Here is a 23,963-nt window from a genome sequence, read left to right on the forward strand (position 1 = left end):
GGCGGGGGTCCTGGGAGCTCCTGGCGTCCGGTCACCGCTTGTGGCCGGTGGCGGCGAAGGTGTATCCGCCGATCACCCCCAGGCCTGTCAGCGCCTGCGCCATCAGGTAGGGGATCAGGTCGGCCGGCTGTACGGCGAGGGCGACGAGGGTGGGCGCGCAGCCGACCAGGGCGAGGTCCACGCCGGTCATCGCCCACAGCAGCGGCCCGGTGGGGATCGCGCCGCCGGGGGTGTCGATGATGGGCAGGGAGTGGTCGACCGGCCGCCGGCCGGCCATGCGCAGCGCCGCCGCCGCCAACGCGGGGGCGCACGCGGGCCCGAGCAGCCACCATGGCCCGGCGGACAGGGCGCCGGCGGCGCTCATCCCGGCCAGGGCGGCGCTCAGCCAGGCCGCTCCCAGCAGGGCGGGAGGCAGGGCGCGTGCGCTCGTCGCGGCCCTGCGCCCCACGGCCAGCAGCCGTGACAGCGCGGGATTGTCGCTGTCGCGCCGTGCGCCGGCCGTCACCGACGCGGCCGCGCCCAGCGCACCGGCCACCACCAGGACGGTGGCCACTCCGGTCAGTCCGGCGGCCACGGCCAGGGCGGGCAGGGCGCAGGAGCTGACCAGCACCGCGAACCGGACCGGCCGGCGGGCGGTGCGGCGGACTTCTTGCCAGGCCAGTGCCCATGCGCCGCGCACGGGCCACGGTCGTGAGCGCAGCGTGCGGGCCCGCCAGTGATTGTCTTCCGCCGCCCAGGTCAGCGCGCCGGGATCCACCATCACGGTCGCCTGCGCGACCTGGCCACTCCTGGCGGAGGCGGCGATGATCGCGCGGGCGGGTAGGCGGTCGAGCGCGGTCCAGGCCTGCCGTACCAGGAACGTGGCCACCGCGGCCGCGCATCCGGCGGCGGCCACGGCCAGGCCCACCGGCGCTCCGGCCAGGACCGTGGTCAGGTGCCGTCCGGGGCCGGCGCCGAGCACGGCCAGCAGGACGGCCGCCATCACGGTGAACGCGATCAGCGCCTGCGCCCATTCGTCCCAGGCGGGGGAGGCCTGCCCCAGGACGGTCAGCGCCATGCCGCCCAGCCCGGCCCCGACGCCGAGCACCAGCGCCACCGTCAGGCGTAGAGAGGTGTGGTCGGGTGCGCCGAGCGCCGAGATCAACGCCACGCCCAGGACCAACCCGCTCGACACCGAGATCGCCAGCAACGCCAGCGTCGTTCTGCCGAGGACGGTACGGCGCGGTAGCGGCGACAGCAGCCGCCAGGAGGCGTCGGCGGCTGACACCACCACCGGGCCGGCCGCCCGTGCCAGGGTCAGGTAGGCCGCGTAGGCCACGGCCACCAGCGCCAGCCCGGAGCCGGCGCGGGAGGGGTCCGCCTGCCGGGCCAGCGAGCCCAGCGCGGACGCGATCGGCTGGCTGACGATCGCGATGAGCATCGCGGCGCCGAACAGCGCCGTGTACCGCTCCTGCCAGCCCTTCATACGGCGGCCTCCAGGGTGACCAGGCGTGCGCCACACTCGCCGGCGAGCTCGTGGTCGTGGGTGGCCATGATCACGCTGCCGCCTTCGGCGGCGTACCGGCGCAGCACGCCCGCCAGCCGGGCGCGGAAGGCGGTGTCCAGCCCGCGCTCCGGCTCGTCCAGCAGCAGCAGCCGGCTGGGCCTGATCAGTGCCATGGCCAGTGACAACCGCTGCCGCTGCCCGGTGGACAGGGCAAGCGGGTGCAACTCGGCTCGCTCTTGCAGGTCGAAGGCCGTCAGCGCCTCTTCCACGCTCAGGCGTCCGCCGTCATGCACCGACACCGCCAGTTCCAGATGTTCGCGCACGCTCATCCCCGGATACCAGGCGGGTTCGTCACCGGTCAGCGCCACCTCGCGCCAGAAGCCCGCTGTGTCGGCCGGCGGCGCGTCCAGCACCTCGACGTGGCCGGCGGACGGGCTGTGCAGCCCGGCCAGGCAGCGCAGCAGGGTCGACTTGCCGACGCCGTTCTCGCCGGCGACGGCGACGATCTGCCCCGGTCCGGCGGTGAGGTCCACCCCGCGCAGCACAGCGCGCCCGCCCAGGTCCACCCGCACGCCCCGGGCGGAGATGATCTCTGTCTTCATGCGGGGAGTCTAGGCGGGGCCCCATGCGCAGGAACGCCCTGGCTTGAGGCGATCGAGCCGCCTCGCCTGGACAGGTAACGCGGACCCGCCACCTACGTAGCCGCCGGAGCAAGGCGGCAGGGTGCTGGAGACGCGGATCAGCTCAGTCGGACAGCCATCGGACGCTACACACTGCGGATATAATCCCAGTGTATAGTCAGTCGGCGTGGATCACATGATCGAACCCCTGAACCGGGCCGCGCTGGACGACAGCCACGGCGAGTTGCGCAGACCCTGGAGGCGTGGCCGACTGGCCACCGTCACCGGACTGGTCACCGTCATGGCCGCCGCCGCACTCCTCCAGGCCCTGCCGGCCGCCGCGTCCCAGACGCCCACGCCGTACCTGCCCAAACCGACCGGCTCCCAGCCGGTCGGCACCACATCCCTGCACCTGAAGGACACCTCGCGCCCCGACCCCTGGGTTCCCACCGTCAAGTACCGCGAACTCATGGTCTCGCTGTGGTACCCGGCCAGGTCGCCAGGCCGTAAGCGGGCCCAGTACATGACGGCGAAGGAGTCTGAGCTGCTCCTGAAGGACGGAGAGATCACCAGCATCCCGGCCGACACGCTGAGCAAGACCCGCACCAACGCCTTCACCGACGCCCGTCCCGCCGGGCGCAAGCACAGCCTGCCCCTCGTGGTGCTCTCCCCGGGGCACAGTAAGCCCCGCAGCGTGCTCACGGGCCTTGCCGAGGAGCTGGCAAGCCGGGGATATGTGGTGGCCGCCATCGACCACACCTACGAGAACATCGCCACGTCCTTTCCCGACGGACGGGTCGCCACCTGTGTCACGTGCGAGATCTCCAAGGAGAAGGGTTGGTGGGTGAAGCTGGAGAAGAGCCGGGCCGCCGACGTGTCCTTCGTGCTCGACCAACTGACCGGCGCGCACCCGAGATGGAAGAGCGCCGGCCTGATCGATACGTCGAAGATCGGCATGGCCGGGCAATCGGCCGGCGGCGCGAGCACCGTCACGGCCATGGTGGAGGACCCTCGGCTGCGGGCCGGCATCGATATGGACGGGACCGTGGAAAGCGCGATCCCCGCATCGGGATTGTCCCGGCCGTTCCTCCTTCTGGGCAAGCCCGCGACCTACACGCCGGGCAAGGGCGAAACCGCTGCCTCGTGGGAGCGCGTCTGGACGGGGCTGACCGGCTGGAAGCGCTGGCTGCTGATGACCGGAGCCGTGCACCTGTCCTTCACCGACCTGGGAGTCCTGGTTGACCAGGTCGGCGTCGAGGTCGGCGCCGACATAGCCGGCGTCCGCGCCATGGACATCACCCGCAGGTACGTCACGGCCTTCATGGACCAGCACCTACGCAACAAGCCTCAGTCCTTGCTGGCCAAGCCTTCGGCGAGCTACCCCGAGATCACATTCTGCGACCCGCGGAAGAAGACCTGTGCCTGACGCGCTCGCCGGTTAGCGCAGCCCGTTTCGGAGCCCAGCTCGTAGGGGCCGGGCGGGCTGCGAAACGGGCGGCGAGCACGCCGAACCGCGGCTTGAGCAGCGCGGCGACCGTGATCCGGTCCAGTCCTCCCCGAAGGCCGTCTTCCGCTGAACGTCGATCGCCCGGCGATCTCCGCCGACGCCGTCGAGGGGGCCTCCGCTGCGCTCTGCGAAGGGTGGCGAGCGCATCCCCTACCTTCGGTGAACAGCTTGCCTACACGATGCGGCTGCGACGCGCAGCTTCATTCGGGGCTCTCCACGGCGGTGGGAACGGGCGGGAGGCCGAGAACGCCGCGTACCGCCCTCTCGGCGAGTTCGACGTCGTAGGGCGCGTGGCCGGCAAGCGGGATCGTGACGCCCTCGAGGGCGCCGAGGTAGGCGTCGGCCGTCTGCTGGGGCGGCGGCCCCGGCGGGATCGCCCCGCTGGCGCGTCCTGCGGCGATCCGCTCGGCGCACACGGCGAGCACCCTGTCGACGATCTCCGCGATGGCCCGGCCGACGGGATGATCCTGCCCGGCGAACTCCATCCGGAGCGTCATCAGCACCCCGGCGACGTCGCGGCGGCAGTAGACGGCGTGACCCCGCGCCATCAGCAGGAGCGCCTCGACGGGGTCGGCCTCCTCGTCGGCGAGCCTGCCGACCTCGGCGTTCCAGCTCTCCTCGACCCAGCGCACCACCGCCAGCGCCAGCTCCTCCTTGTTGGCGAACAGGTGATACAGCGCGCCGCGCGTGTATCCCGCCTCGCTGGCCACCCGCTCCAGCACCAGGTTGGCGTACCCGTACGTGGACAGCCCCCGCGCCGCGGCCTCCAACAGGGCGCTCCTGGTCCGAGCGCGCCGATCCGCCTGCTTCTGACGGCCGCCCTCGGAGATCTCAGCTTTACCTACAGGCATGTACGTAGGTTATAGTGGCCGGCCCCGCACCGCAACGCGGCACCTTTGGCGGGAGCGCCGGACGGACGTCGTTGCCTTCTGTACCTACTAGTATGTACGCTGGCGTCATGGACACGAGGGAACGGCTGATCGAGAGCGCGCGGGAGCTCCTGTGGGAGTTCGGATACGTGGGCACCTCGCCGAAGGCGATCCAGCAGCGGTCCGGGGCGGGTCAGGGCAGCATGTACCACCACTTCCGCGGCAAGCCCGACCTGGCGCTGGCCGCGATCACCCGCAGCGCCGACGAGCTGCGGGATCGTGCGGAGGCGGAGTTCTCCGGCCCCGGCACTCCGGTCCAGCGGGTCACCACCTACCTGCGCCGGGAGCGGGACGCCCTCCGGGGCTGCCCGGTCGGACGCCTGACCCATGACCGGGACGTGATGGCCGATCCCGCGTTGCGCCGTCCGGTGGAGGAGACGTTCGCCTGGCTGCGAACCCGGCTCGCCGGGGTCCTCGCCGAAGCGGTGGCCGAGGGCGAGCTCGACGCCGCGCTCGACCCCGCGGCCACCGCCACCGCGCTCGTCGCGGTGCTGCAGGGTGGATACGTGCTGGCCAGGGCCGCCGGCGACGCGGAGGTGTACGCGCAGTCCGTGGACGGCGCGCTGGGCCTGCTCGCCGGACATGTCCGCAGCACCTCTACCTGACCGACTTCTGCATCACCCACCCAGAGCGACTTGAAAGGACGTAACGATGCCATTTGTACGCATTGACGCGATTCGTGCAGACGAGAAGCGGTTGGAGGCCGTGGGCAGGGCCGTACACGATGCGTTGGTGGAGGCCGTCGGCATCCCGCAGGACGACCTGTTCCAGGTGCTCACCAGCCACGACGGCTCACGGCGCGTGCTCCGCTACGGCACCTTTCCCGCCATGGACAGGGATGACGACATCGTGTTCGTCGCTATCACCATGCGCTCGGGACGTACCGCGGAGCAGAAGCAGGCGCTCTACCGCAGGATCGCCGAGCTCGCCCAGGAGTACGCGGGCACCGAGCCGCGCAACGTCCTCGTCACGATCACCGAGAACGAGCCGATCGACTGGTCGTTCGGCGACGGCGTGGCGCAGTACGCGGAGGCGGCCCCTCACTGACGGGCCCTGCCGGGAAGGCCCGTTGGATCAACGGAAGGGCGTCACCTCCGTGGGCCATGGACGCCTGCGGGCGCGAACGACGGCGTCGTGCATGGTCATCTCGTGACCGTCGGGGGCGGTGGCCGATCGGGACCTGGCCTCGGCGACGGCGATGTCCCACAGGCCGGGGTCGAGGCCGGCGGCGACCTCCTCGGCGGTGAAGTGCACCGCGGGCGAGGGGCCGTGGGAATGGGTGGTGTGGGGATCGGACGGGTGGTGGCCGACGATGAGCAGCGTGCCGCCCGGCGCGACCGATGCGGCCAGGCGGCCGAACAGCGCCTCGCGCGATGCCGCCAGGTGCACGTAGTGGGTGGAGACCAGGTCGAAGCGTTCCTCGGCGGGCGTCCAGCTGGTCAGGTCGGCCTGAACCCAGTCGATCCGGCTCGCGAGGTCGACGCCGAGGCTTTCGGCGTGCTCTCGCGCGCGGGCCAGCGCGGTGGCGGCGATGTCCACCGCCGTCACCCGCCAGCCGCGTGAGGCGAGCCAGACGGCGTCGGCTCCCTCGCCACAGCCCGCGTCCAGTGCCGTGCCGGGCGGCAGATCCCCGACCTCCGCCACGAGCTGCGGGTTGGGCCGCCTGCCACCGGCCGCGGCGTGGCCACGGTAGCGCTCTTCCCAGTACGTCCTGTCGAATTCTTCGGACACAGTGGTTCCCTTTCTCTGGTTCACAGGCCGTGGCGACGGTCGCCCATCGCCAGTTCACACAGACGCGCCTCGGACTCGGCCGAGAACGGGTCCAGATAGGCGGCGACCGCCAGCCGGGTCTCCTCCGTGACCAGGTCGGCGTTGATCTGGGCCGCCGCGGCAGCGCCCGCCGCCGCCGAGGACCCGACCTGGGCCGCCAGGTCGGTGACGTTGCCCGCCACCCACACCCCCGGCACCTCGGTACGGCCGGCCGCGTCGGAGGGGATGTGCTCACCGGCCCCTGACGGGTGTTCGGCCGGCCGCAGTCCGAGGGCCGCCAGGAAGCAGGCACGCGCCGTCATCCGCGGCGAGACCGCCACCGTCTCGCGGCCGACCAGCGTGCCGTCGCTCAGCCGTACGCCCACGAGGCGGTCCTCGGCGATCTCCAGGGAGGCGACCTCGCCGTCCACCACGCGGATGCCGCGGGCGGCCAGCTGCTGCGCCTGCTCGCCGGTCGGCGGCGGCATGGTGTGGGAGAAGAAGGTGACATCGGCGCTCCACTGCCGGAACAGCAACGCCTGGTGCACCGACAGCGGCCCGGTGGCCAGTACGCCGATGGCCTGGTCGCGGACCTCCCAGCCGTGGCAGTACGGGCAATGCACCACGTCACGGCCCCACCGATCGCGCAGGCCGCGCACGTGCGGCAGCTCGTCGACCAACCCGGTGGTCACCAGGAGCCGGCGTGCCCGGACGGACCTGCCGTCGGCCAGCGTCACGGTGAACCCCTCGATGTCGCGGACCGCCGTGACGACCTCCCCGGACACCACGTGCCCGCCGTACCGGCGGACCTCGGCCCTGCCGCGCTCCAGCAGCTCGGCGGGCGGGGTCCCGTCGAGGGCCAGCAGCCCGTGCACGCCTTCGGCAGGGGCGTTGCGCGGCGCGCCCGCGTCGATCACCGCCACCGCCCGCCGTGCCCGGGCCAGCATCAGCGCCCCGCTCAACCCGGCGGCGCCACCGCCGAACACCACCACGTCGTAGCCGTCCTTCAGCTGATCGGTCACCATGACCACCTCCACGACAACCATGCGAGCACACCAGGCATATGTGCAAACCTTGTTGCCGATCTGGCAAACTGCTTTCATGGACAGCGACCTCCACCAAGCGCTCGACGCGGTAGGGCCCCGGCTGCGCGTGCTGCGCCGGCAGCGCGAAACCACGCTGGCCGACCTGTCGGCGGCCACCGGCATCTCGGTGAGCACCCTGTCCCGGCTGGAGTCAGGGGCCCGCCGGCCCACCCTCGAGCAACTGCTCCCTCTGGCCAGGGCCCACGGCGTCACGCTCGACGACCTCGTCGACGCCCCACCCACCGGAGACCCGCGCGTCCACCTGCGCCCTGTCACCCACCACGGCATGACCATGGTGCCCCTGACCCGTCGAGCCGGCGGCATCCAGGCGTACAAGCTCGTGATCTCGGCCGGCAACCCCCGGAAGGAGCCCGATCCGCAGACCCACGAGGGCTACGAGTGGCTCTATGTCCTCAATGGACGGCTGCGGCTCGTCCTCGGTGAACAGGATCTGGTGCTCTCACCCGGCGAAGCGGCCGAGTTCGACACCCGCGTACCGCACTGGTTCGGCGTGGCGGGTGCCGAGCCGGTCGAGTTCCTCAGCCTGTTCGGCAGGCAGGGCGAACGCGCGCACCTGCGCGCCCGGCCCAAACCCAGGAACCCGCCCGGACGGCCCGCGGAGCGGTGATGCGAAGACCGCCGGGTCACCCGAGGTTCCAGCTCGGATCGAGGCCGGTCAGGTCGGCGCTGGCCGTCCACACCCGCACCCGGCGTCCTGCTTGCTCTGCAGGAGCAGCCCGGCCGGCAGACCGCGCGGCCGTTCGCCGGTGGTCCGGAGGCGGACCGGCCTGAGCGGGCTCTGTCACGCGTAGGGGTCGAAGCCGCCGCTCTCGTTCCCCTGCCTGACGACCTTGTGATCCGCGTACGCTCCCGGTGACCGTCATAAGCGATTGCGGATCGTCGCTTTCTCATGCCAGCCTGGCCGGCATGACCCCTGACCCACGGCGGTTCTCCGACCGCGGGCATCCTCGCCAGTACCTGGTCGCGCCCCGGGTCCTGGTGCGCTGCCCGCGATGCGAGCACTGCGCCGTGCTGACGCGCGACCGCGTGAGCTGCCTTGCGTGCGGATACGCCAAACGTACGGCCGAGCGCGGTTGGGCGGGGCGGGTCACCGTCCTCGCCGCTGGCCGGTGCGGGGGCTGTGGCCGTCCTGTCGAACGCCGGGGTTCGCGCTCGGGGGCCGGACTGCCTCGCCGGCTGCCGGTGAGATGCCCGTGGTGCGCGGCGGTGACCGAGCTTCCACTGTGCTGGTGGCCCGAAGGAAGCCAGGGAGCACCCACGTACGGCGGGCTGCAGCTGTGGCTGCAGGTTCCGTGCAAGGGTCGCGTGCTCTGGGCCTGCGACGCCGAGCATCTCGACTTTCTCGAACGATACGTTCGCGCCTCGGTCCGCGAGCGTGTGCCCAACCGCAACGCGAGCCTGGCCAGCCGGCTTCCCGCCTGGGTGAAGAGCGCCAAGAACCGCGAGGCGGTGCTCGCCGGATGCGCCGCCCTCCGCAGGCGGGCGCGGCACTGCAGGAGCGCGGCCCTGGCGTGAGTCCACCACCCGCCTTGCCGGAGGACCCGCCGAACAGATCCGCCGGCACACCAGGGATGTCGCCCTTCTGGGAGCAGGGTCCCAGAACGGAATCCTCCGCAGGGCCGAGTGAACCGGCGGCGCGACGGGCCACGCTGAAGACATGATCGTCAACGCACTGACACTCACGTGGGCCGCGGCCCTGGTGCCCGGCGCACCCACCCGCATGAGTGCGCGAACGCGAGCGCGCGCCGCGACGGCAGCATCCCTCACGAGAAACGGTGGGGGCTCTGGAAGCTGGCCGAGCGAGAACCGTTCGATGGCGGCGATGAGCCGAACCCTCCGTGTGCTGCTTCGCCCTGTGGCCCGGGTCCACGGCGAAGCAGCGTGACTTAGGGTTTGAGCGTGCGCGTGGCACGAACCTTCATGACGATCGTGCGTTTCCTCAGACGCCCCCGGGTCTTCGACACGACGCTGGTGATCGTGCTCCTCGCCCCGGTGCTCCTGGGCGCGATCTCCATGATCGCCCGGGGAGAGACATGGACGACGCTGAGCGCGGGGTTTCACGTGGCGGGTTCCCTGTGCCTGCTCATGAGGCGTGGCCGCCCGATCCTGACCGTCGGGCTGGTGGCCGCGCTGGACGTCGTGGGCATCATGACGCAGTCGGTGTTCTTCACCAGCCTGCCCTCGCTCATCGCGTGCTACAGCCTGGGCCGCTACACCACCGGCCGTCCGGCCCTGATCACCTCGGCGGCCGTCTTCGTCGTCTACGCGGTCGACACGGAGGTGTTCCTCGCCGGTACGGGCAGCTGGTTGGGGTCCCTGTTCGCCGTCCTCGTGCCCGTGGGCATCGGCCAGCTCGTCAGGCTCAGGACCGAGCTCGACGAGCGCGGCAGGCAGGAGGCCGCCGACGCCGCCGTACGCGCCGAGCGGAGACGCATCGCCAGGGAAATGCACGACGTGGTCGCTCACCACATCACCGTGATCAACGCCCTGGTCGGCGGCGCGCGGGCCACGCTCCCACCGGGGCAGGATGTCACCAAGAACGCTCTGGAGAGCGCCGAGCAGACGGCCCGCCAGGCGATGTCGGAGATGCGCCGCCTGCTCGACGTGCTCAGGGTCGACGGCAACGAAGGGCCGGACGCCGCGACGGGAGTGGGCGCGGAGCGGCTTCCCGTACTGATCAAGGAGGCCGGCTCGTCGGGACTGCCCGCCAGCCTGACGGTGACCGGCGAACCCGTCGAGCTGCCCTCCGCCGTGGACCACGCGGTCTACCGCATCGTGCAGGAGGCGCTGACCAACACCCGCAAGCACGCCGTCAGCGCCAGGACCAGCGTGCGGCTGGCGTACGAGCCGGCCGCGGTGGAGGTCGAGGTGCTCGACGACGGCCTGCCGAAGGAGGTCGGCGCGCCGGGGTTCGGGCTCGTCGGCATGGCCGAGCGGGTGGCGTTGTGCGGCGGCCGGCTGTCCACGGGCCGGCGTCCGGAAGGCGGCTTCCGGGTGCACGCCCGCATCCCCCTGGAGAGACCATGATCAGAGTTCTGCTGGCCGACGACCACGAGCTGGTACGCAAGGGCTTCACGCTGATGCTGGACGCCCAGCCCGACCTGAGCGTGGTCGGCGAGGCTGCCGACGGCGCGGAGGCGGTGGAGCTGAGCGGGAGACTCCGGCCCGACGTGGTGCTCATGGACCTGCACATGCCCGGCCTGGACGGCGTGCGCGCCACCGAGCTGATCACCGCGCAGCTGCCGGGTGTCCGGGTGCTCGCGCTGAGCACGTTCGACCTGGACGAGAACGTGGTCGCGGCGCTGAGGGCCGGCGCCGACGGCTTCCTGCCCAAGGACGTCTCGCCCGAGGAGCTGATCGAGGGCGTACGCGTGGTGCACCGCGGCGAGTCGGCCGTCGCGCCGCGCCTGCTGACCAGGCTCATCGGCACGTTCGTCCGTGCCTCGCGTCCGAAGGCGCTGCCCGCCGAGCTGTCCGGGCTGACCGACAGGGAGCGGGAGATCCTCGTGCTGATCGCCCGAGGCCGCTCGAACCCGGAGATCGCCGCCGCCCTGTCCGTCTCCCCCTCGACCGTCAAGAACCACGTGACGAACCTGTTCTCCAAGATCGGCGTCAGGGACCGGGCACAGGCCGTGATCGTCGCGTACGAGGCGGCATTGATCGAGCCTGGGGCGTAGAAGCCCGGATGCCCGCCGGGCGGGGATGACGAGATCAGCCACATACCGCCGAACAGCAGTCATGTGCCCGGTCGCGGGCTGCGGGGGAGGAGCACCCCGACCGGATCATCAACGCTGCCCGTCGAAGCGGCACACGTCGAGCACGCAGTCGCGCAGCCACCGGTGAGCCGGGTCCGCGTCGAGCCGGACGTGCCACAGCAGTGACACCGTCACCTCCGGGGCGCGGAAGGGCAGCTCGAAGGTGCACATCCCCTGCCGCAGGTTCTCGGTGTGACGCTCCGGAACCGTGGCGACCAGGTCCGAGGCCTTCGCCAGCGCCAACGCGGCGCTGAAGCCGTCCACCACCGTCACGATCTCCCGCTCGCCGCCCGCCGGGCGAAGAGCCTCGTCCACCAGCCCCTCGGTCAGACCGCGCCGCGAGACGTGCACGTGGCGCGAGGAGGTGTACCGGGCCGTCGTGACCTTCCCGGTGCTCAGGGGGTGCTCGCTCCGCACCACCCCGACGAACCGGTCGGTGAACAGGGGCCTGCTCAGCACGTCCGGAGCCAGCGCGTGCTCGACGACGCCCGTCTCCAGGTCGACACCACCGTCACGCAGGGGGCCTGCGTCCTTCCTGGTCTTCTGCAGGAACCGCAGCCGTGCGCCAGGGGCCTCTCTGCCGACCCTGGCCACCAACGCGGGTCCGAACCTCTCCACGAATCCGTCGCTGGTGCGCAACGCGAACGTCCTCTCCAGCGTCGCCAGGTCCAGTTTCTCGGCCGGTCGCAACACCTCCTCGGCCTCCTGAACCAGGCCGCGCACACGCTCGCGCAGTTCCAGGGCGCGGGGTGTGGGCACCAGCCCTCGGCCGGCCCGCACCAGCAGCGGGTCACCCGTGGCTCGCCGCAACCGCGCGAGCGCGCGACTCATCGCGGACGGACTGAGCGCCAGCCGTTCCCCCGCCCTGGTCACGCTGCCCTCCTCGAGCAGTACGTGCAGCGTCACCAGCAGGTTCAGATCGGGCCTGGCCATGCGCACATCTCCTCACACCTCGGCCTGACATGGCGTTCCATGCACACATGAGTTTCCATCATTGCGTCTTCCGCCAGGTCGAAGGGGGACCTACGTTCGTTGCGACCCCCCTCGACTCCAGGAAGAGGCCATCATTGTGAGATCAGCGACCCCTCCCGGCATCGAGCCTCGGCAGACACCGCCCGCGCGCCGTCCATCACCGGCCTGGGTTCTCACCGCGCTGTCGCTGTCCATGCTGCTGCCCTCGCTTGCCACCAGCATCGCCAACGTCGGCCTGCCGAGCATGGCGGTGGCCTTCGACGCCGCGTTCAACGAGGTCCAGTGGGTGGTGATCGCCTACCTTCTGGCCATCACGACGCTGATCGTCGGAGTGGGCCGACTCGGCGACCTCGCCGGTCGACGTCGCCTTCTCCTGACCGGCATCGCCGTGTTCACCCTCGCGACGCTGCTGTGCGCTCTGGCCCCGAACCTTCCTCTCCTGGTCGCCGCCAGGGCGCTCCAGGGAGCCGGTGCCGCGTGCATGATGGCGCTGACCATGGCCTTCGTCGGCGAGACGGTACCCACGGACCGCACCGGCAGTGTCATGGGGCTGCTCGGGACGATGTCGGCGGTCGGCACCGCGCTGGGGCCCTCCCTCGGCGGTGTCCTGATCGCGGTCTTCGGCTGGCGTGCGATCTTCCTCGTCGGCGTGCCGCTTGGCCTTCTCGCGCTCGCGCTCGCCCTCCGGGTGCTGCCCGGCCCGGCACCGGCGGCCGGCTCCGCACGGCGGCGGTTCGACACTGTGGGTACGGCGTTGCTGGCGATCACCCTGGGCGCCTACGCGCTGGCCATGACGATCGAAGGCAACTCGTTCGGCCTGCTCGCGATCGGGCTGCTCGTCGCCTCGGGGGCGGGCCTGGCCCTGTTCGTCATCACCGAGAGAAGGGTCTCATCCCCGCTGCTCACCCTCTCGATGTTCCGCGACCCCGTCCTGGCCGGTGGCCTGACGACGAGCGCCCTGGTATCGGCCGTCATGATGGCCACTCTCGTCGTGGGGCCCTTCCACCTGGCCCTGGCACTCGGCCTCGACCCGGCCTTCGTCGGCCTGGCGATGTCGGCAGGCCCTGCGGTGTCCGCTCTCACCGGCGTCCCGGCAGGCCGCGCCACCGATCGTCTCGGAGCAGAGACGATGGTGGTCGTCGGGCTGTGCGGGATCATCGGCGGCACCGTGGTGCTTGCCCTGATGCCCACGGCGGCCGGTGTCATCGGCTACGTCCTGCCGCTGGTCGCCGTCACTGCCGGCTATGCGCTGTTCCAGGCGGCCAACAACACGGCGGTCATGAAGGACGTCTCCCCGACCCGGCGCGGCCTGGTGTCGGGCATGCTGAACCTCTCCCGCAACCTGGGGCTCATGACCGGCGCATCGGTCATGGGGGCGGTCTTCGCCTTCGCCGCCGGCACGAGTGAGGTGACCACGGCCGCGTCAGCGGAGGTGGCCCGAGGAACCCGCTGGACCTTCCTCGTCGCGGCCCTGCTCGTGACCTTCGGTCTGGCCGTGGTCCTGAGGCTTCGGCTGCGTTCTCGTGCGACGACCGCGGTCGTGCGGCGGATCTTCAGGCGTGCCAGAGGGTCGACAGCCCCACGTGCGAGCCGGTGGTGGCCAGGCCGCTGATCACGGCTACCACGTGAGCGTGGCGGGCAGTCCGAACCGGAGCGGAAGGTCGTTGCCGAGGAACTGGGTGATGGCGTGGATCTGGTGCGGGCCAGGGGTGAGCACGATCAGCCCTGCCGGGTGGGCGATCGGTCGGGTGCGGTCGGGGAGGTACCAGCCGAACGCGGCCTGGGTGTTGGCGCGGGTGGCGACGAGCCTGAACGGGCGGCCGGGGCGCCAGGGCCGTGCTGGCGCGCAGGAACGACACGATCGCGTCCGGACCGTGGTACTCATGCGGTGCCGGCGGCATCGCGAGCCACGCGTCGTCGGTGAGCAGGGCGACGACGCCGTTGATGTCGTCGGCGGTGAACGCGTCGGCGAAGCGCCTGGTGAGGTCGCGCTCCTCGGCGGAGCCGGGCCGAGCCAAGGTCACGTCGCCGCGACGTCTGTCGAGTGTGGCGCGGGCGCGCTGCAATGTGCCTTTGACGGCGGTCTCGGTGGTGACCAGCATGTCGGCGACCTCGGCAGCGGAGTAGCCGAGCACGTCGCGAAGGACCAGCGTCGCGGTCTGGCGTGGCGGCAGTTGCTGCAGTGCCGCGATGAACGCCAGTTCCACCGCCTCCCTGCCGTGGTAACGGACCTCCGGCCCTGGGTCGGCGTCGGGTATCTGTTCCAGCAGCGCGTCGGGGTAGGGCTGGAGCCAGGTCGCTTCGCCGCGGCGCGTGGGTTCGGGAGGGTCGAAGGGCGGGACCGGCTCTGCCGGGACGCGGCGACGGCCGTCGCGGAGGGCGTTGAGGCATCGGTTGGTGGCGATGCGGTACAGCCAGGCCCGTAGCGATGCCCGGCCTGCGAAGGTGTCCAGGCCGCGCCAGGCCGCCAGCAGGGTCTCCTGCAGCAGGTCGTCGGCGTCGGTCAGCGAGCCCAGGATCCGGTAGCAGTGCAGGTGCAACTCGCCGCGGTAGGGCTCGGTGAGCTCACGGAACGCGTCGCCGTCGCCGGCACGGGCGCGCGCCAGTGTGGCCTCGGTCACTGTCAGCCCCTTCCCCGTTCCGTTCATGGCGACGGCGGTGTCTCAACTTACATGGACACCACGGGAACCGACACGGGATTCGAACGGATGCTCGCGCGGCAGTGGGTCCGCCTCACCCCGACCGACGAACACACCTGCGTCGCCTTCCTCGAGGAGGCGCGCGACTTCGTGATGACCAGAAAGGAACCCCGATGACCGACCACACCAGCCCCGCCCTGACCACCGCGCTGGCCTACCACGACGCGTGGACCAGCAAGGACCTGGAGAAGGCGATGACCTACATCGCCGACGACATCGTCTGCGACGCCCCGGCCGGGCGCATCGAGGGCGTCGAGGCGTACCGCGCCTTCCTGGCGCCGTTCGCGCAGACTCTTCTCAGCACGAAGATGATCGCGGCCTTCGGCGATGAGGAGACGGCACTGGTCATGTACGACACCGAGAGCATCCCCGTGCCGAGCGCGCCCGGCGCCGAGTGCGTCACCGTCACGAACGGAAAGATCACCTATAGCCGATTCCTCTTCGACAGGGCACCGTTCCTGGCCGCGGCCCAAGCGGCGAGCTGAGCACACGATCGCCTCTCGTCTTCCCGAGCAGCGCCCCTGGCCGGGCACACGCCGTACCTGAGTGGGCCCGGCCGTGAGTCCTTCGGAGTTCACCCGGCTGTTGGCAGCGCGGCAGGCTGGTGGTCGCGCCTGGGGCGCTGCTGAGAGTGGTGCTCTCTCTGTTCGTGTCGCTCGATCCGGGCCATCCGGGCCATCAGGTCCTCGAGGTCGGCGGGGTGAACTCCCAGCGGTGGCTGCCGGTCCTGCCGCGCTGCGGGCGGCCGGGGGCTTCAGGAAGCTCGTGGCCCAGGCGACCGGTATGACGATCACAGCGATGATCAGGCCGGTGGCCACCGCGGAGGAGGCGGTGGAGCTGCCGATCGCCACGCCACCGGCGGCCGAGCCGAACGCGATGCCCACGTTGACCGCGGAGGCGGGCAGCGACTGCGCCAGCGCGCCCCCAGGGCCGGCCACGCGGGGATCACCGCCCGCCCCACCCGAGCACGCGGCAGGCGCGGGGCGGGCAGGGGGTGGCCGACGAGACCGGCGGTTGCGGACGGCACTGATGACGGCGACGATCGCGAGGGGAGAGGCCGGCCTCCTCTTCGACGCGTTCAGGAGCACGTCATCGCCCCGGCCGCCTGGGGGCCGCCCGTCAGGGCAGAGCCGGCACGGCCGGCTGGGTGTTGGTCCAGCCGACCTCGATCAGCGTGTGGTCGAAGCTCTTGGGCACGAACGCCTTGCCGTTGACCGTGACCGTCCCGCTCTGTGACAGCAGCACCATCTTGCTGGTGTCGACGACCAGTCTCACCCTGGACGAGCTCGCGCTCTTCTCGCTCGTCCTGTCGATCAGGACGGCGGTGCCTGATCTGCCCAGGCCGTCCTTCGCGTCGCCGTCGGCGCGCACGCCCGGCATCGTCAGCAGCGCCTGGTAGGCCGCGGCGCGGACCTCCTTCGGAGCGGGAAGGTCGTGGAGGATCTGCGGCAGGGTCGTCGTGAGCGAGCTGCCGATGAGGTTCTCCGGAATCCGGCGGACCCGGCTCGCCTTGGTGAGCCAGTCCTTCAGGCGGTTCGGGTCGGCGGGCAGTCGCTGGACCTCGTCGTAGGTCAACCGCTGCCCCGCGAGCTCGAACGAGTTCGGGCCCTGCTGCTTCACAGGGTTCACGCTGCCCTTGGCGGGCTGGGTGGACAACTTCACGGTCTTGCCGTCGATCGACTCGCTCCACGTGGAAGGGGAGCCGTCACGCTGCCATGCCTTCTTGTCCGCCGCGCTCTTCGGCTGCGTCGCCAGCTCCCGGTATCCGAACCATGACCTGCCGTCGGGCGCGCTCCACCTTTCCACGATCTCCTGCTGGACCAGCGAGTAGGGGTCCGCGCTGGTGCCGAACTGCCAGGGGTGGGTGGTCGTCGACAGCGTCCTGGTATGCCAGTAGGCGCCCTCAGGGGGAGCGGCTGCGGCGGCCGACGGCGCGCCCAGGACGGTGGCGCCCACCGCCAGGCTGACTCCGAGAGTGATCAGCTGCCGAGCCGGTGCGGTCGCGAACTTCATATGTTTCCTCCATGGATGCGAAGTCACGACTGTCTATACGCCTGGGTTCCCTCGAACGGTTGCCCGCGGAATGTTCTTCGCGAGCGGGCAACCCTGGCGAAGGCCGAGGCGTATTAGGAGGCGTGAAATCGGACAGACAGCCGTGAGCGGCGTGGAACATGACTTCAGCGCCTTCGTGGCCGCACGTGCCACCAGCCTGCTGCGGGTCGCCTATCTCGCCTGTGGCGACCAGACGGAGGCCGAGGACGTGCTGCAGACGGCGCTGGAGCGTACCTACCGGAACTGGGACCGGGTCCACCACGAAACCCTTGAGCCCTACGTGCGCCGCGTCATCGTCAACGCTGCCATCAGTCGCGCCCGCCGCCGGGCGATCCTCAGCATCATCCCGATGCACAGCCCGCCGGAGAGATCGGCGCATGCGACCGACACGGACCTGCGGCATGTGCTCATGGAGGCGCTGCGTGCTCTGCCGCCCCGGCAGCGCGCAGTGATCGTCCTGCGGTACTGGGAGGACCTCAGCGAGACGCAGACCGCCGAGGTCCTCGGATGCGCGGTCGGCACGGTCAAGAGCCAGGCGTCGAAGGCCATGGCCAAGCTCCGCTCGGCGCTCGGCAGGGAAACAGTGGAAGGAGTGATCAGGAATGCCCATGCTTGAGGACGAGATCCGCCGGCTCATGGCGGACGAGACCGCAGGGCTGCAGGCCGCGTCCGACCTGGCGGAGCGGGTGGTGCGCTCCTCCCGGGTCAAGAGGAGAAGGACCTGGACCGCCGCGGTGGCCGCGTCCGTGGCCGTCGTGGCCGCCACGCCCGTCGCTTACCTGACCGTCGGCTCGGTGGCCACGACCGGGGCGCAGGTCACGGCCTCCGTGGCGCCGGAGCCACCCCCGATCGACGACGTCCCGGCCCTGCCGTCCGACCCGCCGGACTTCGGGGACCTGGGTGACGGGAAGGAGTTCGGGCACGTCAAGGTGGGTTACCTGCCCGAACGGCTGCGGTGGTCGCACTGGTCGGTGGACTACGGCGACACGTACTCGACCTCGTACGACTACAAGGGCGACAAGGACGGCTTCTACTGCGTCCAGATCTACATGTACGAGGAGGCGGCCGTCCAGGAGGTCGTCGACCGGATCCAGGGGTATCGCGACGAGGGCGACGGCGAGGAGGTGACCATCGGCGATCGAACGGGCTACCTGGTCGTGCAGCACGTCGGTGAGGACGGTATGAAGGGAACCCCGACGCTCTTCCTCAGAATGGGCGAGAAGCAGTGGGCCGAGATCATGTTCAGCCCCACCTACGCCAAGGAGTTCTCCGGCCCCGAGGCCGTCACCGCCGAGCTGAAGAAGATCGCGGAGGGGCTCACCTCCACTGTCTGATCCTGGCGACGGGGCGCGGGGCTGCTCATCGGATCCGCGGTCGGCTGGTCGGCCGGGGCCGCGGACATCCTGACAATCGAGAAGCCCCGAGCAGGTCGTCCCTGTTCAGGGGCTTCTCGACAGAGCCCGCTCGGGTTCTCAGAGCTTGCCGAGGCCTCGGGCCAGGATGGTGGCGGTCTTCGCGATGGTCGTGTTGTCAGTGGCGAGGCCGGGAGTGCGGTTGGTGTAGATCGCCATGATGAGAGGAGCGGCTCCCTTCTCGGGCCAGATGACGGCGATGTCGTTGCCGCCGCCGAACCCGTCGGAGTTGGTGCCGGTCTTGTCGCCGATCGTCCAGGTCTTGGGCAGGCCGGCCCGGATGCGCGCGGCGCCGGTCTTGCTGGCGAGCAGCCAGGCGATGAGCTGCTCGCGGTCCTTGGCGTGCAGCGCCTGGCCCGTCGTGAGCACGCGCAGGTCGCCGCCGATGGCTGCGGGGGTGGTGGTGTCGCGCTTCTCCTTCGGGGTCCAGTCGTTGAGCTGGGGGTGCCAGCGGTCCATCCGGGAGATCGGGTCCTTCAGCGTACGGAAGTACCTCGTCAGGCGCGCGGGCCCGCCGATCTCCTTCAGCAGCAGGTTGGACGCGGTGCCGTCGCTCATGGTGACGGCCGCCTCGCACAGCTGGGCGACGGTCAGGCCGTCCTCGAGGTGCTTCTCGGTGACCGGCGAGCCGGGCGTCATCTCGGCGGCCGTCCACTTGACGAGCCTGCCCAACAGGCCGGGCTCGGACGTGCGCGCCTTGTGCAGCACGGCCGCGCAGAGGGGCGCCTTGAAGGTGGACAGCATCGGGAAGCGCTCGCCCGCCCGGTAGGCCACCGTCCTGCCGGTGGCCGTGTCCATCGCGTACGCGCCGATGCGGCCCTTGAAGGACGCCTCCAGCTCGCGCAGCTCCTTCTTGACGTGGGCTTCTCCGGCAACCGCCCCGGGCGCCGTCACCACCGTCGCGGCGGAGGCAGGGCCCGCGCCGAGGACGCCACCGGACAGGAGGGAGCTCAGCAGGGCCGTCGCGGACAGCGCGGCACCGAGCCGGCGGGCACGGGAGTCTCGCATGTCAGATCCTCGCTCGTCGTCTGTCAGAGAGCAGGAGCCAAGCAGACACGATCACATCGTGTCTAATAGCGAGATCGGCAGGCCATCGATAGCGGTTTGCGTATGAGTCCTCGTCACAGGACCTACGCGGCAGGCGGGAGGTGCGGCGACGGGTCGCGGCGCTGGTCGATGATGGATCGCGTCTCGACGAGCGGGGGGTGGCGGGGGTGACGCCCAGTTCGGCGGCATCGTCGGCGGTGGTGCGGGCGGAAAGGACGGACGAGCCGAGAGTGGGGCATCTCCACGAGTCAGCGACGGCGTAGCCGTACGGCGTTGAAGAGTCGTGCGGCCACCACCGCCGTGCAGGCGATCGCGGCGGCCACCAGCCACATCATGAAGGTCGGGTAGAGATAGGCCACCTGAACCCACATGATGTCACTGCCCCTGGCGAGCACGCGGAAGATCGGGGTGACCGCGGCGCACAGCGCCACCGGCGCCAGATACGGCAGCAGCCGCCACCGCTGCCATCCCGTACGGCGGGCGGACCACCGCCGCGAGCGGGCCACGCCACGCACGGCCAGCCCGACGGTCGCCAGGGTCAGCAGCACGAACACCAGGTCGGTCACCAGCGTGGGCGGCAGGGAGGGGATCTCGGGCCTGCCTCCCTCGATCAGGTCGACGATGCCGTCCATGAGCGCGTCGGCGTCGGCGAAGGCCATGCCCGTGTTGGCCATGACCGCGACGCCGTACCCGGACTCCGGCATGAGCAGTTGATAGGCCGTCGAGGTGAAGAGATCGCCGCCGTGTTCGATGACAGGCGTGCCGCGCTCGGTCCTGCCGATCGACCACCCGAGCGCGTACGTGTCGTCCTGTTGGGAGGGCGTGCGCATCTCCTTGAGGCTCGCAGGGGAGAGGCTGCCGTCCTGCTGCGCGATCAGCCAGCGGGCCATGTCGTTGGCCGTGCTGAGGACTCCGCCCGAGCCGTTGCCGAACCCGGTGGGCTCCGGCAGGGCGACCGCCTGGCCGAGGACGTACAGGTGGCCGCGGGCGCTGCCGGGCAGGTCCCTGTCGGTGTCGACGGTGGTGCTGTGGCGCATGCCGAGCGGCGCGAACACCTGTGATCGCAGGTGGGCCGCGAACGGCCGTCCGCTCACCACTTCGACCAGCCGCGCGGCGACCTGGTAGTTGGTGTTGTGGTAGCTGAAGGCGGTGCCCGGCTCCGAGGCGAGCTTCGCCGTCCTGAGCCGCGCCACGGCGCCTTCGAGGGTGCGGGGCTGCGGCAGGCTCTTCTCGCGGAAGGTCGAGTCGGCCATGCCTGAGGTCTGGTTGAGCAGTTGCCGTACGGTGATCGTGGCCGCTCTGGGGTCCGCCATCGTGAACTCGGGCAGGTAGCCGCGCACCGGCCTGTCGAGTTCGACCTTGCCCTGCTCCACCAGCCGCATGACGGCGAGGGAGGTCATGGACTTGCTGACCGACGCGACGGCCATGACGGTGTCGGCCGTCACGGGGTCGCCGGCGGCGGTTCGGCCGTACCCGGCGGCGTGGACCACCTCCGTCCCCTTGGTGATCGCGACCGCGGCCCCGGGCAACCCCGTCGCTTCACGATATTGCGCGACGAACTCGTCCACTGCCGCGGGCGTGATGCCGGGTGGCGGGAGATGGGCGGAGGCGGGGAGAAGTGCCAGACAGAGGGCGGTGAAGGTATTTCTCAGCACCTTTCGACGCTATTGACGCCACCTGGCCCGCGACCATTGCGGAACTCCCGTGAGTTTCTTACGGGTAGCCGCCACTCCTGATCGACACCCGCGGTTCACCCCCCCGCCCGGCACCCCCCTGATCTGGAACGCTCTTGCGGTCAGTCGGTGGGACGGCGGGCCTGGTTCGCCTCACGGAGGACCGCCCAGGCGTCCGCCACGGGGCCGACGTGCCCGAGCTTGTCGGGGTTGATCACCGTGCGGATCGTCTGGATCCGCCCGTCGAGGATGTCGAGCGTCCAGGTGTTGAGGACCTTGCCGTCCCGATCGCGGAAGATCGCGCCCGGCTGGCCGTTCACCTCGTGCGGCTCCACGACGCCGCCGATCCGCGCGAACGGCGGGACGATCGCGGCGAGCACCCGGGCCACGTTCTCGGCGCCGAAGATGCCCGTGCCCCACTGGGGGGCCTTGCCGCCGCTGTCGCTGACCATGTGAACGTCTGCGGCCAGGAGCTCACGCAGCCCGGCGACCTCCCCTTCCCTGAAGGCGTCGAAGAAGCGCCCGGCGAGTTCCTCGCGCTCGCGCCGGTCGGCCTCGAACCGGGGCCTGCCCTCGTCCATGTGGCGGCGCGCCCGCACCGCCAGCTGGCGGCAGGCCGCCTCCGACCGGTCCACCGCCGAGGCGATCTCCAGGAAGCCGAACCCGAACACCTCCCGCAGCACGAAGACCGCCCGCTCCAGCGGGCTGAGCCGCTCGAGCAGCAACAGGGCCGCCATCGACACCGAGTCGGCCAGCTCCGCCGACCGCTCAGGATCCTCGTAGGGGTCGGCCAGCAGCGGTTCGGGGAACCACGAACCGACATACTCCTCCCGCCGGACGCGGGCCGAGCGCAGCACGTCGATCGAGATCCGGGTGACCGCGGCCGAGAGGAAGGCCTTGGTCGACGTGGGCTGTGTCGGCGAGGCTCCGAAACGCAGCCAGGTCTCCTGGACCGCGTCCTCGGCCTCGCTCACGCTGCCCAGAATCCGGTAGGCGATCGAGAACAGCAGCGGCCGCAGCTCCTGGAACTCCTCGGCCCTGCTCATGCCAACTCCTCCTTGAAGCCTTGACGCCAGGAGGGGTGGCGCAGCTTCCAGCCGAGCTCCCGTTTGGCCTTGGCGTTGGAGAAGCCGCGCCCCTCGGTCATCATCGTCACCGCCACTTCCCCCGCCAGCGGCCGGGCCAGCCAGGTGGGGACCCGCATCGGCCGCTTCGCTCCCGCGCACGCGGCAAGATGGGGCAGCCACTCGACGGCCGGGGCCGGTTCGTCGTCGACGATGTTGAACACCCCCCGCGCCTGCTGCTCCACAGCCAGGACGGTAGCGCTCGCCGCGTCGTCCAGATGCACCCACGAGCAGTGGCCGGCGCCGCCTCCCACCACAGGGAACTGCCGCTTGCGCACGGGCTCGACCAGGTCGTCGGTGGCGCCGGGCCCGTAGAACCAGCCGTATCGCAGGACCGCGCCGCCGGCCTTGACGACCACGTCCTCGACGTGGCCGAGAGCCCTCATCCCCGGCTCCGCCGGCGTCCCCTTCATGGGGTCCACCGGGTCCTGCTCGGTCTTCACCCAGCCGCCTTCACGGATGCCGTTCCAAGCGGCGTAGCCCTGCGCGACGAAATGGGTCGTGCCGCTCGCCTCCGCGGCGGCCAGCAGGTGGTCCGTCCCTTCGGTGCGCAGCCGGTTGGTGCCGGCGAACCACCGATCCATGTGCTTCATGTCGGGCTTGCCTGCGTGCGCCGTGGAGATCGCGGTCATCTGGTGCACGATCACCTCCGGCCGGGCCTTGGCCACCGCCTCGCCCACCGACACCGCATCCAGCCCGTCCATCACGACCGCCTCGGCGCCCAGCTGCTCCAGCAGACCCAGCTTGGACGCGCTCGTCGTGGTAGCCGTCACTCGGTGACCCCTGGCCACCAGCTGCGGCACCAGCCGCCGCCCCAGCACCCCGGTCCCACCGGCCACGAACACCCGCATGACCATCACCTTCCCTCATCCCACCATCTGTTCGAAGCCCGAGACGAGACGGCGCCCGCCGAGGGCCTCACCGAGGCCGTCCACACCGTCCGCCTGCGGCGGTCCGGGGCCACCATCACCAGGGCACAGGGCCGCCCTCGCTGAAGAACCCGGCGGTCGGCCCGTCCGCGCCGAGCGTTGCCAGGCGCACCACGACTGCGGCGCCCTGCGCGGGGGTGAGGTGCCCGCTGTGGTTGTTGCTGTCCGTGTCGACGAAGCCGGGGGCGACGGCGTTGACCAGGATGCCGTCCTTCCGCAGCTCGTTGGCGTACTGCACGGTCAGCGCGGACAGCGCGGTCTTGGACGGCGTGTACGCGGCCGAGGGCAGCAGTGCGGTGAAGGGGCCGGCCGGGTCGCTGGTGAGGGTCAGCGACGCGGCGTGACTGCTGACGTTGACGATGCGCGGCGCCGGTGACCGCCGCAGCAGCGGCAGCATGGCGTTGGTCACCGCTATCACCCCGAAGACGTTGGTCTCGAACACCGCCCGGACCATGTCCAGGTCGACGGAGCTGGGGATCTGATCGTAAGCGTCTTGGGGCGAGACTTGCCCTGAGCCGGTGATGCCGGCGTTGTTGATCAGCACGTCGAGGTGGCCGAAGCGCTCCTCGACCTGCGTCGCGGCCGTCCGGGCGGTGGCCTGGTCGGTGACGTCCAGGGTGAGCGCGTGGGCGTCGCCGCCTGCCGCGCGCAGCGCCGCAGCGGCCTCCTCGCCGCGCCGCGGGTCTCTGGCGCCGATCAGGACCGTCATGCCCAGCGCGGCGAGCTGCTCGGCAGCCGCACGGCCGATCCCCTTGTTCGCCCCGGTGATCAACGCGATCTTCTGGTGGGTGGTCTGCTCGCTCATGCGCGGTTCCTTGCTGTCGGATGATGTGTTCTTGTCAGGGCCTGTCTTCGAGACCCGAGACGAGACAGCCCAGCCACCTGTGACATGCCGACAGAAAA

General features: G+C 71.0%; 25 protein-coding genes. 12 read left to right on the plus strand and 13 right to left on the minus strand.

Going from position 1 to position 23,963, the window contains the following annotated elements; translation table 11 throughout:
- Positions 1–31 precede the first annotated feature (31 nt).
- Together FHR33_RS02680 and ccmA are read right to left on the minus strand one after the other, a co-directional pair.
- Positions 32–1,465, minus strand: coding sequence for a DUF6297 family protein (locus FHR33_RS02680; protein ID WP_183642990.1), 1,434 nt, complete (start codon positions 1,463–1,465; stop codon positions 32–34).
- A complete protein-coding gene (ccmA, locus tag FHR33_RS02685; RefSeq protein ID WP_183642993.1) occupies positions 1,462–2,088 on the minus strand; it encodes a heme ABC exporter ATP-binding protein CcmA in 627 nt (208 codons plus the stop codon). The genes FHR33_RS02680 and ccmA overlap by 4 nt, the downstream gene beginning before the upstream one ends.
- Positions 2,089–2,302: 214 nt before the next feature.
- On the opposite strand from ccmA, the gene FHR33_RS02690 reads away from it, so the two are divergent.
- A complete protein-coding gene (locus tag FHR33_RS02690) occupies positions 2,303–3,532 on the plus strand; it encodes an alpha/beta hydrolase family protein (protein WP_183642996.1) in 1,230 nt (409 codons plus the stop codon).
- A 281-nt stretch (positions 3,533–3,813) separates the two neighbouring features.
- On the opposite strand, the gene FHR33_RS02695 is transcribed toward FHR33_RS02690, so the two are convergent.
- Positions 3,814–4,464 carry a TetR/AcrR family transcriptional regulator gene (locus tag FHR33_RS02695; protein ID WP_183642999.1) on the minus strand — a complete coding sequence of 217 codons (651 nt, stop codon included), beginning with the start codon at positions 4,462–4,464 and terminating at the stop codon, positions 3,814–3,816.
- A gap of 107 nt (positions 4,465–4,571) precedes the next feature.
- Between FHR33_RS02695 and FHR33_RS02700 the strand changes: the two genes are divergently transcribed.
- On the plus strand, positions 4,572–5,147 hold the full coding sequence (locus FHR33_RS02700) for a TetR/AcrR family transcriptional regulator (protein ID WP_183643002.1): 576 nt from the start codon (positions 4,572–4,574) through the stop codon (positions 5,145–5,147).
- 46 nt (positions 5,148–5,193) lie between these two features.
- Positions 5,194–5,589 carry a tautomerase family protein gene (locus FHR33_RS02705; protein WP_183643005.1) on the plus strand — a complete coding sequence of 132 codons (396 nt, stop codon included), beginning with the start codon at positions 5,194–5,196 and terminating at the stop codon, positions 5,587–5,589.
- 27 nt (positions 5,590–5,616) lie between these two features.
- Here the strand turns inward: FHR33_RS02705 and FHR33_RS02710 are convergent, their stop codons facing one another.
- Complete coding sequence (locus FHR33_RS02710; RefSeq protein ID WP_183643008.1) at positions 5,617–6,273, minus strand: class I SAM-dependent methyltransferase; 657 nt, start codon at positions 6,271–6,273, stop codon at positions 5,617–5,619.
- Positions 6,274–6,293: 20 nt separating this feature from the next.
- On the minus strand, positions 6,294–7,337 hold the full coding sequence (locus FHR33_RS02715; RefSeq protein WP_246451612.1) for an NAD(P)/FAD-dependent oxidoreductase: 1,044 nt from the start codon (positions 7,335–7,337) through the stop codon (positions 6,294–6,296).
- A gap of 55 nt (positions 7,338–7,392) precedes the next feature.
- Between FHR33_RS02715 and FHR33_RS02720 the strand changes: the two genes are divergently transcribed.
- The 4 genes from FHR33_RS02720 (at position 7,393) to FHR33_RS02735 (ending at position 11,074) form a co-directional block, all read left to right on the plus strand.
- Positions 7,393–8,004, plus strand: coding sequence for a helix-turn-helix domain-containing protein (locus tag FHR33_RS02720; RefSeq protein ID WP_183643011.1), 612 nt, complete (start codon positions 7,393–7,395; stop codon positions 8,002–8,004).
- Between the two features lie 599 nt (positions 8,005–8,603).
- Complete coding sequence (locus FHR33_RS02725; RefSeq protein WP_183643014.1) at positions 8,604–8,912, plus strand: hypothetical protein; 309 nt, start codon at positions 8,604–8,606, stop codon at positions 8,910–8,912.
- Positions 8,913–9,296: 384 nt separating this feature from the next.
- Entirely contained in the window at positions 9,297–10,424 is a 1,128-nt protein-coding gene (locus FHR33_RS49695) for a sensor histidine kinase (protein WP_183643017.1), read from the plus strand.
- Positions 10,421–11,074 carry a response regulator gene (locus FHR33_RS02735; RefSeq protein WP_183643020.1) on the plus strand — a complete coding sequence of 218 codons (654 nt, stop codon included), beginning with the start codon at positions 10,421–10,423 and terminating at the stop codon, positions 11,072–11,074. Before FHR33_RS49695 ends, FHR33_RS02735 begins: the two co-directional genes overlap by 4 nt.
- 108 nt (positions 11,075–11,182) lie before the next feature.
- On the opposite strand, the gene FHR33_RS02740 is transcribed toward FHR33_RS02735, so the two are convergent.
- The gene (locus FHR33_RS02740) at positions 11,183–12,085 is read right to left on the minus strand and encodes a LysR family transcriptional regulator (protein ID WP_183643023.1); all 903 of its coding nucleotides are present in this window, start codon (positions 12,083–12,085) and stop codon (positions 11,183–11,185) included.
- A gap of 136 nt (positions 12,086–12,221) precedes the next feature.
- Here FHR33_RS02740 and FHR33_RS02745 point away from each other — a divergent pair, with 136 nt between their 5' ends.
- The gene (locus tag FHR33_RS02745) at positions 12,222–13,736 is read left to right on the plus strand and encodes an MFS transporter (RefSeq protein ID WP_221240894.1); all 1,515 of its coding nucleotides are present in this window, start codon (positions 12,222–12,224) and stop codon (positions 13,734–13,736) included.
- On the opposite strand, the gene FHR33_RS02750 is transcribed toward FHR33_RS02745, so the two are convergent.
- Positions 13,678–14,745: an RNA polymerase subunit sigma-70 gene (locus FHR33_RS02750; protein WP_221240895.1), complete on the minus strand. Its 1,068-nt coding sequence runs from the start codon at positions 14,743–14,745 to the stop codon at positions 13,678–13,680. The genes FHR33_RS02745 and FHR33_RS02750 overlap by 59 nt on opposite strands.
- Positions 14,746–14,796: 51 nt before the next feature.
- On the opposite strand from FHR33_RS02750, the gene FHR33_RS02755 reads away from it, so the two are divergent.
- Both FHR33_RS02755 and FHR33_RS02760 read left to right on the plus strand, forming a co-directional pair.
- Positions 14,797–14,940, plus strand: a complete 144-nt coding sequence (locus FHR33_RS02755) for a hypothetical protein (RefSeq protein WP_183643026.1) — start codon at positions 14,797–14,799, stop codon at positions 14,938–14,940.
- The gene (locus FHR33_RS02760; RefSeq protein WP_183643029.1) at positions 14,937–15,308 is read left to right on the plus strand and encodes a nuclear transport factor 2 family protein; all 372 of its coding nucleotides are present in this window, start codon (positions 14,937–14,939) and stop codon (positions 15,306–15,308) included. Before FHR33_RS02755 ends, FHR33_RS02760 begins: the two co-directional genes overlap by 4 nt.
- A 634-nt stretch (positions 15,309–15,942) precedes the next feature.
- Here the strand turns inward: FHR33_RS02760 and FHR33_RS02765 are convergent.
- A complete protein-coding gene (locus FHR33_RS02765) occupies positions 15,943–16,836 on the minus strand; it encodes a hypothetical protein (protein ID WP_183643031.1) in 894 nt (297 codons plus the stop codon).
- Positions 16,837–16,978: 142 nt separating this feature from the next.
- Between FHR33_RS02765 and FHR33_RS02770 the strand changes: the two genes are divergently transcribed.
- On the plus strand, positions 16,979–17,491 hold the full coding sequence (locus FHR33_RS02770) for a SigE family RNA polymerase sigma factor (RefSeq protein ID WP_312895333.1): 513 nt from the start codon (positions 16,979–16,981) through the stop codon (positions 17,489–17,491).
- Positions 17,478–18,209 (plus strand): hypothetical protein, encoded by a 732-nt coding sequence (locus FHR33_RS02775; RefSeq protein ID WP_183643037.1) that lies wholly within the window; start codon positions 17,478–17,480, stop codon positions 18,207–18,209. Before FHR33_RS02770 ends, FHR33_RS02775 begins: the two co-directional genes overlap by 14 nt.
- Positions 18,210–18,347: 138 nt before the next feature.
- On the opposite strand, the gene bla is transcribed toward FHR33_RS02775, so the two are convergent.
- The 5 genes from bla to FHR33_RS02800 all read right to left on the minus strand — a co-directional run bounded on the left by bla (position 18,348) and on the right by FHR33_RS02800 (position 23,865).
- On the minus strand, positions 18,348–19,295 hold the full coding sequence (gene bla / locus FHR33_RS02780; protein WP_183643040.1) for a class A beta-lactamase: 948 nt from the start codon (positions 19,293–19,295) through the stop codon (positions 18,348–18,350).
- 287 nt (positions 19,296–19,582) lie between these two features.
- Positions 19,583–20,989 carry a serine hydrolase domain-containing protein gene (locus tag FHR33_RS02785; protein ID WP_183643043.1) on the minus strand — a complete coding sequence of 469 codons (1,407 nt, stop codon included), beginning with the start codon at positions 20,987–20,989 and terminating at the stop codon, positions 19,583–19,585.
- Between the two features lie 140 nt (positions 20,990–21,129).
- The gene (locus tag FHR33_RS02790; RefSeq protein ID WP_183643046.1) at positions 21,130–22,053 is read right to left on the minus strand and encodes an RNA polymerase sigma-70 factor; all 924 of its coding nucleotides are present in this window, start codon (positions 22,051–22,053) and stop codon (positions 21,130–21,132) included.
- Positions 22,050–22,982, minus strand: coding sequence for an NAD-dependent epimerase/dehydratase family protein (locus FHR33_RS02795; RefSeq protein ID WP_183643049.1), 933 nt, complete (start codon positions 22,980–22,982; stop codon positions 22,050–22,052). The genes FHR33_RS02790 and FHR33_RS02795 overlap by 4 nt, the downstream gene beginning before the upstream one ends.
- Positions 22,983–23,097: 115 nt before the next feature.
- Positions 23,098–23,865: an SDR family NAD(P)-dependent oxidoreductase gene (locus tag FHR33_RS02800; RefSeq protein WP_183643052.1), complete on the minus strand. Its 768-nt coding sequence runs from the start codon at positions 23,863–23,865 to the stop codon at positions 23,098–23,100.
- Positions 23,866–23,963: the final 98 nt, after the last annotated feature.

This window comes from Nonomuraea dietziae, assembly GCF_014195505.1.
Lineage (GTDB): Bacteria > Actinomycetota > Actinomycetes > Streptosporangiales > Streptosporangiaceae > Nonomuraea > Nonomuraea roseola.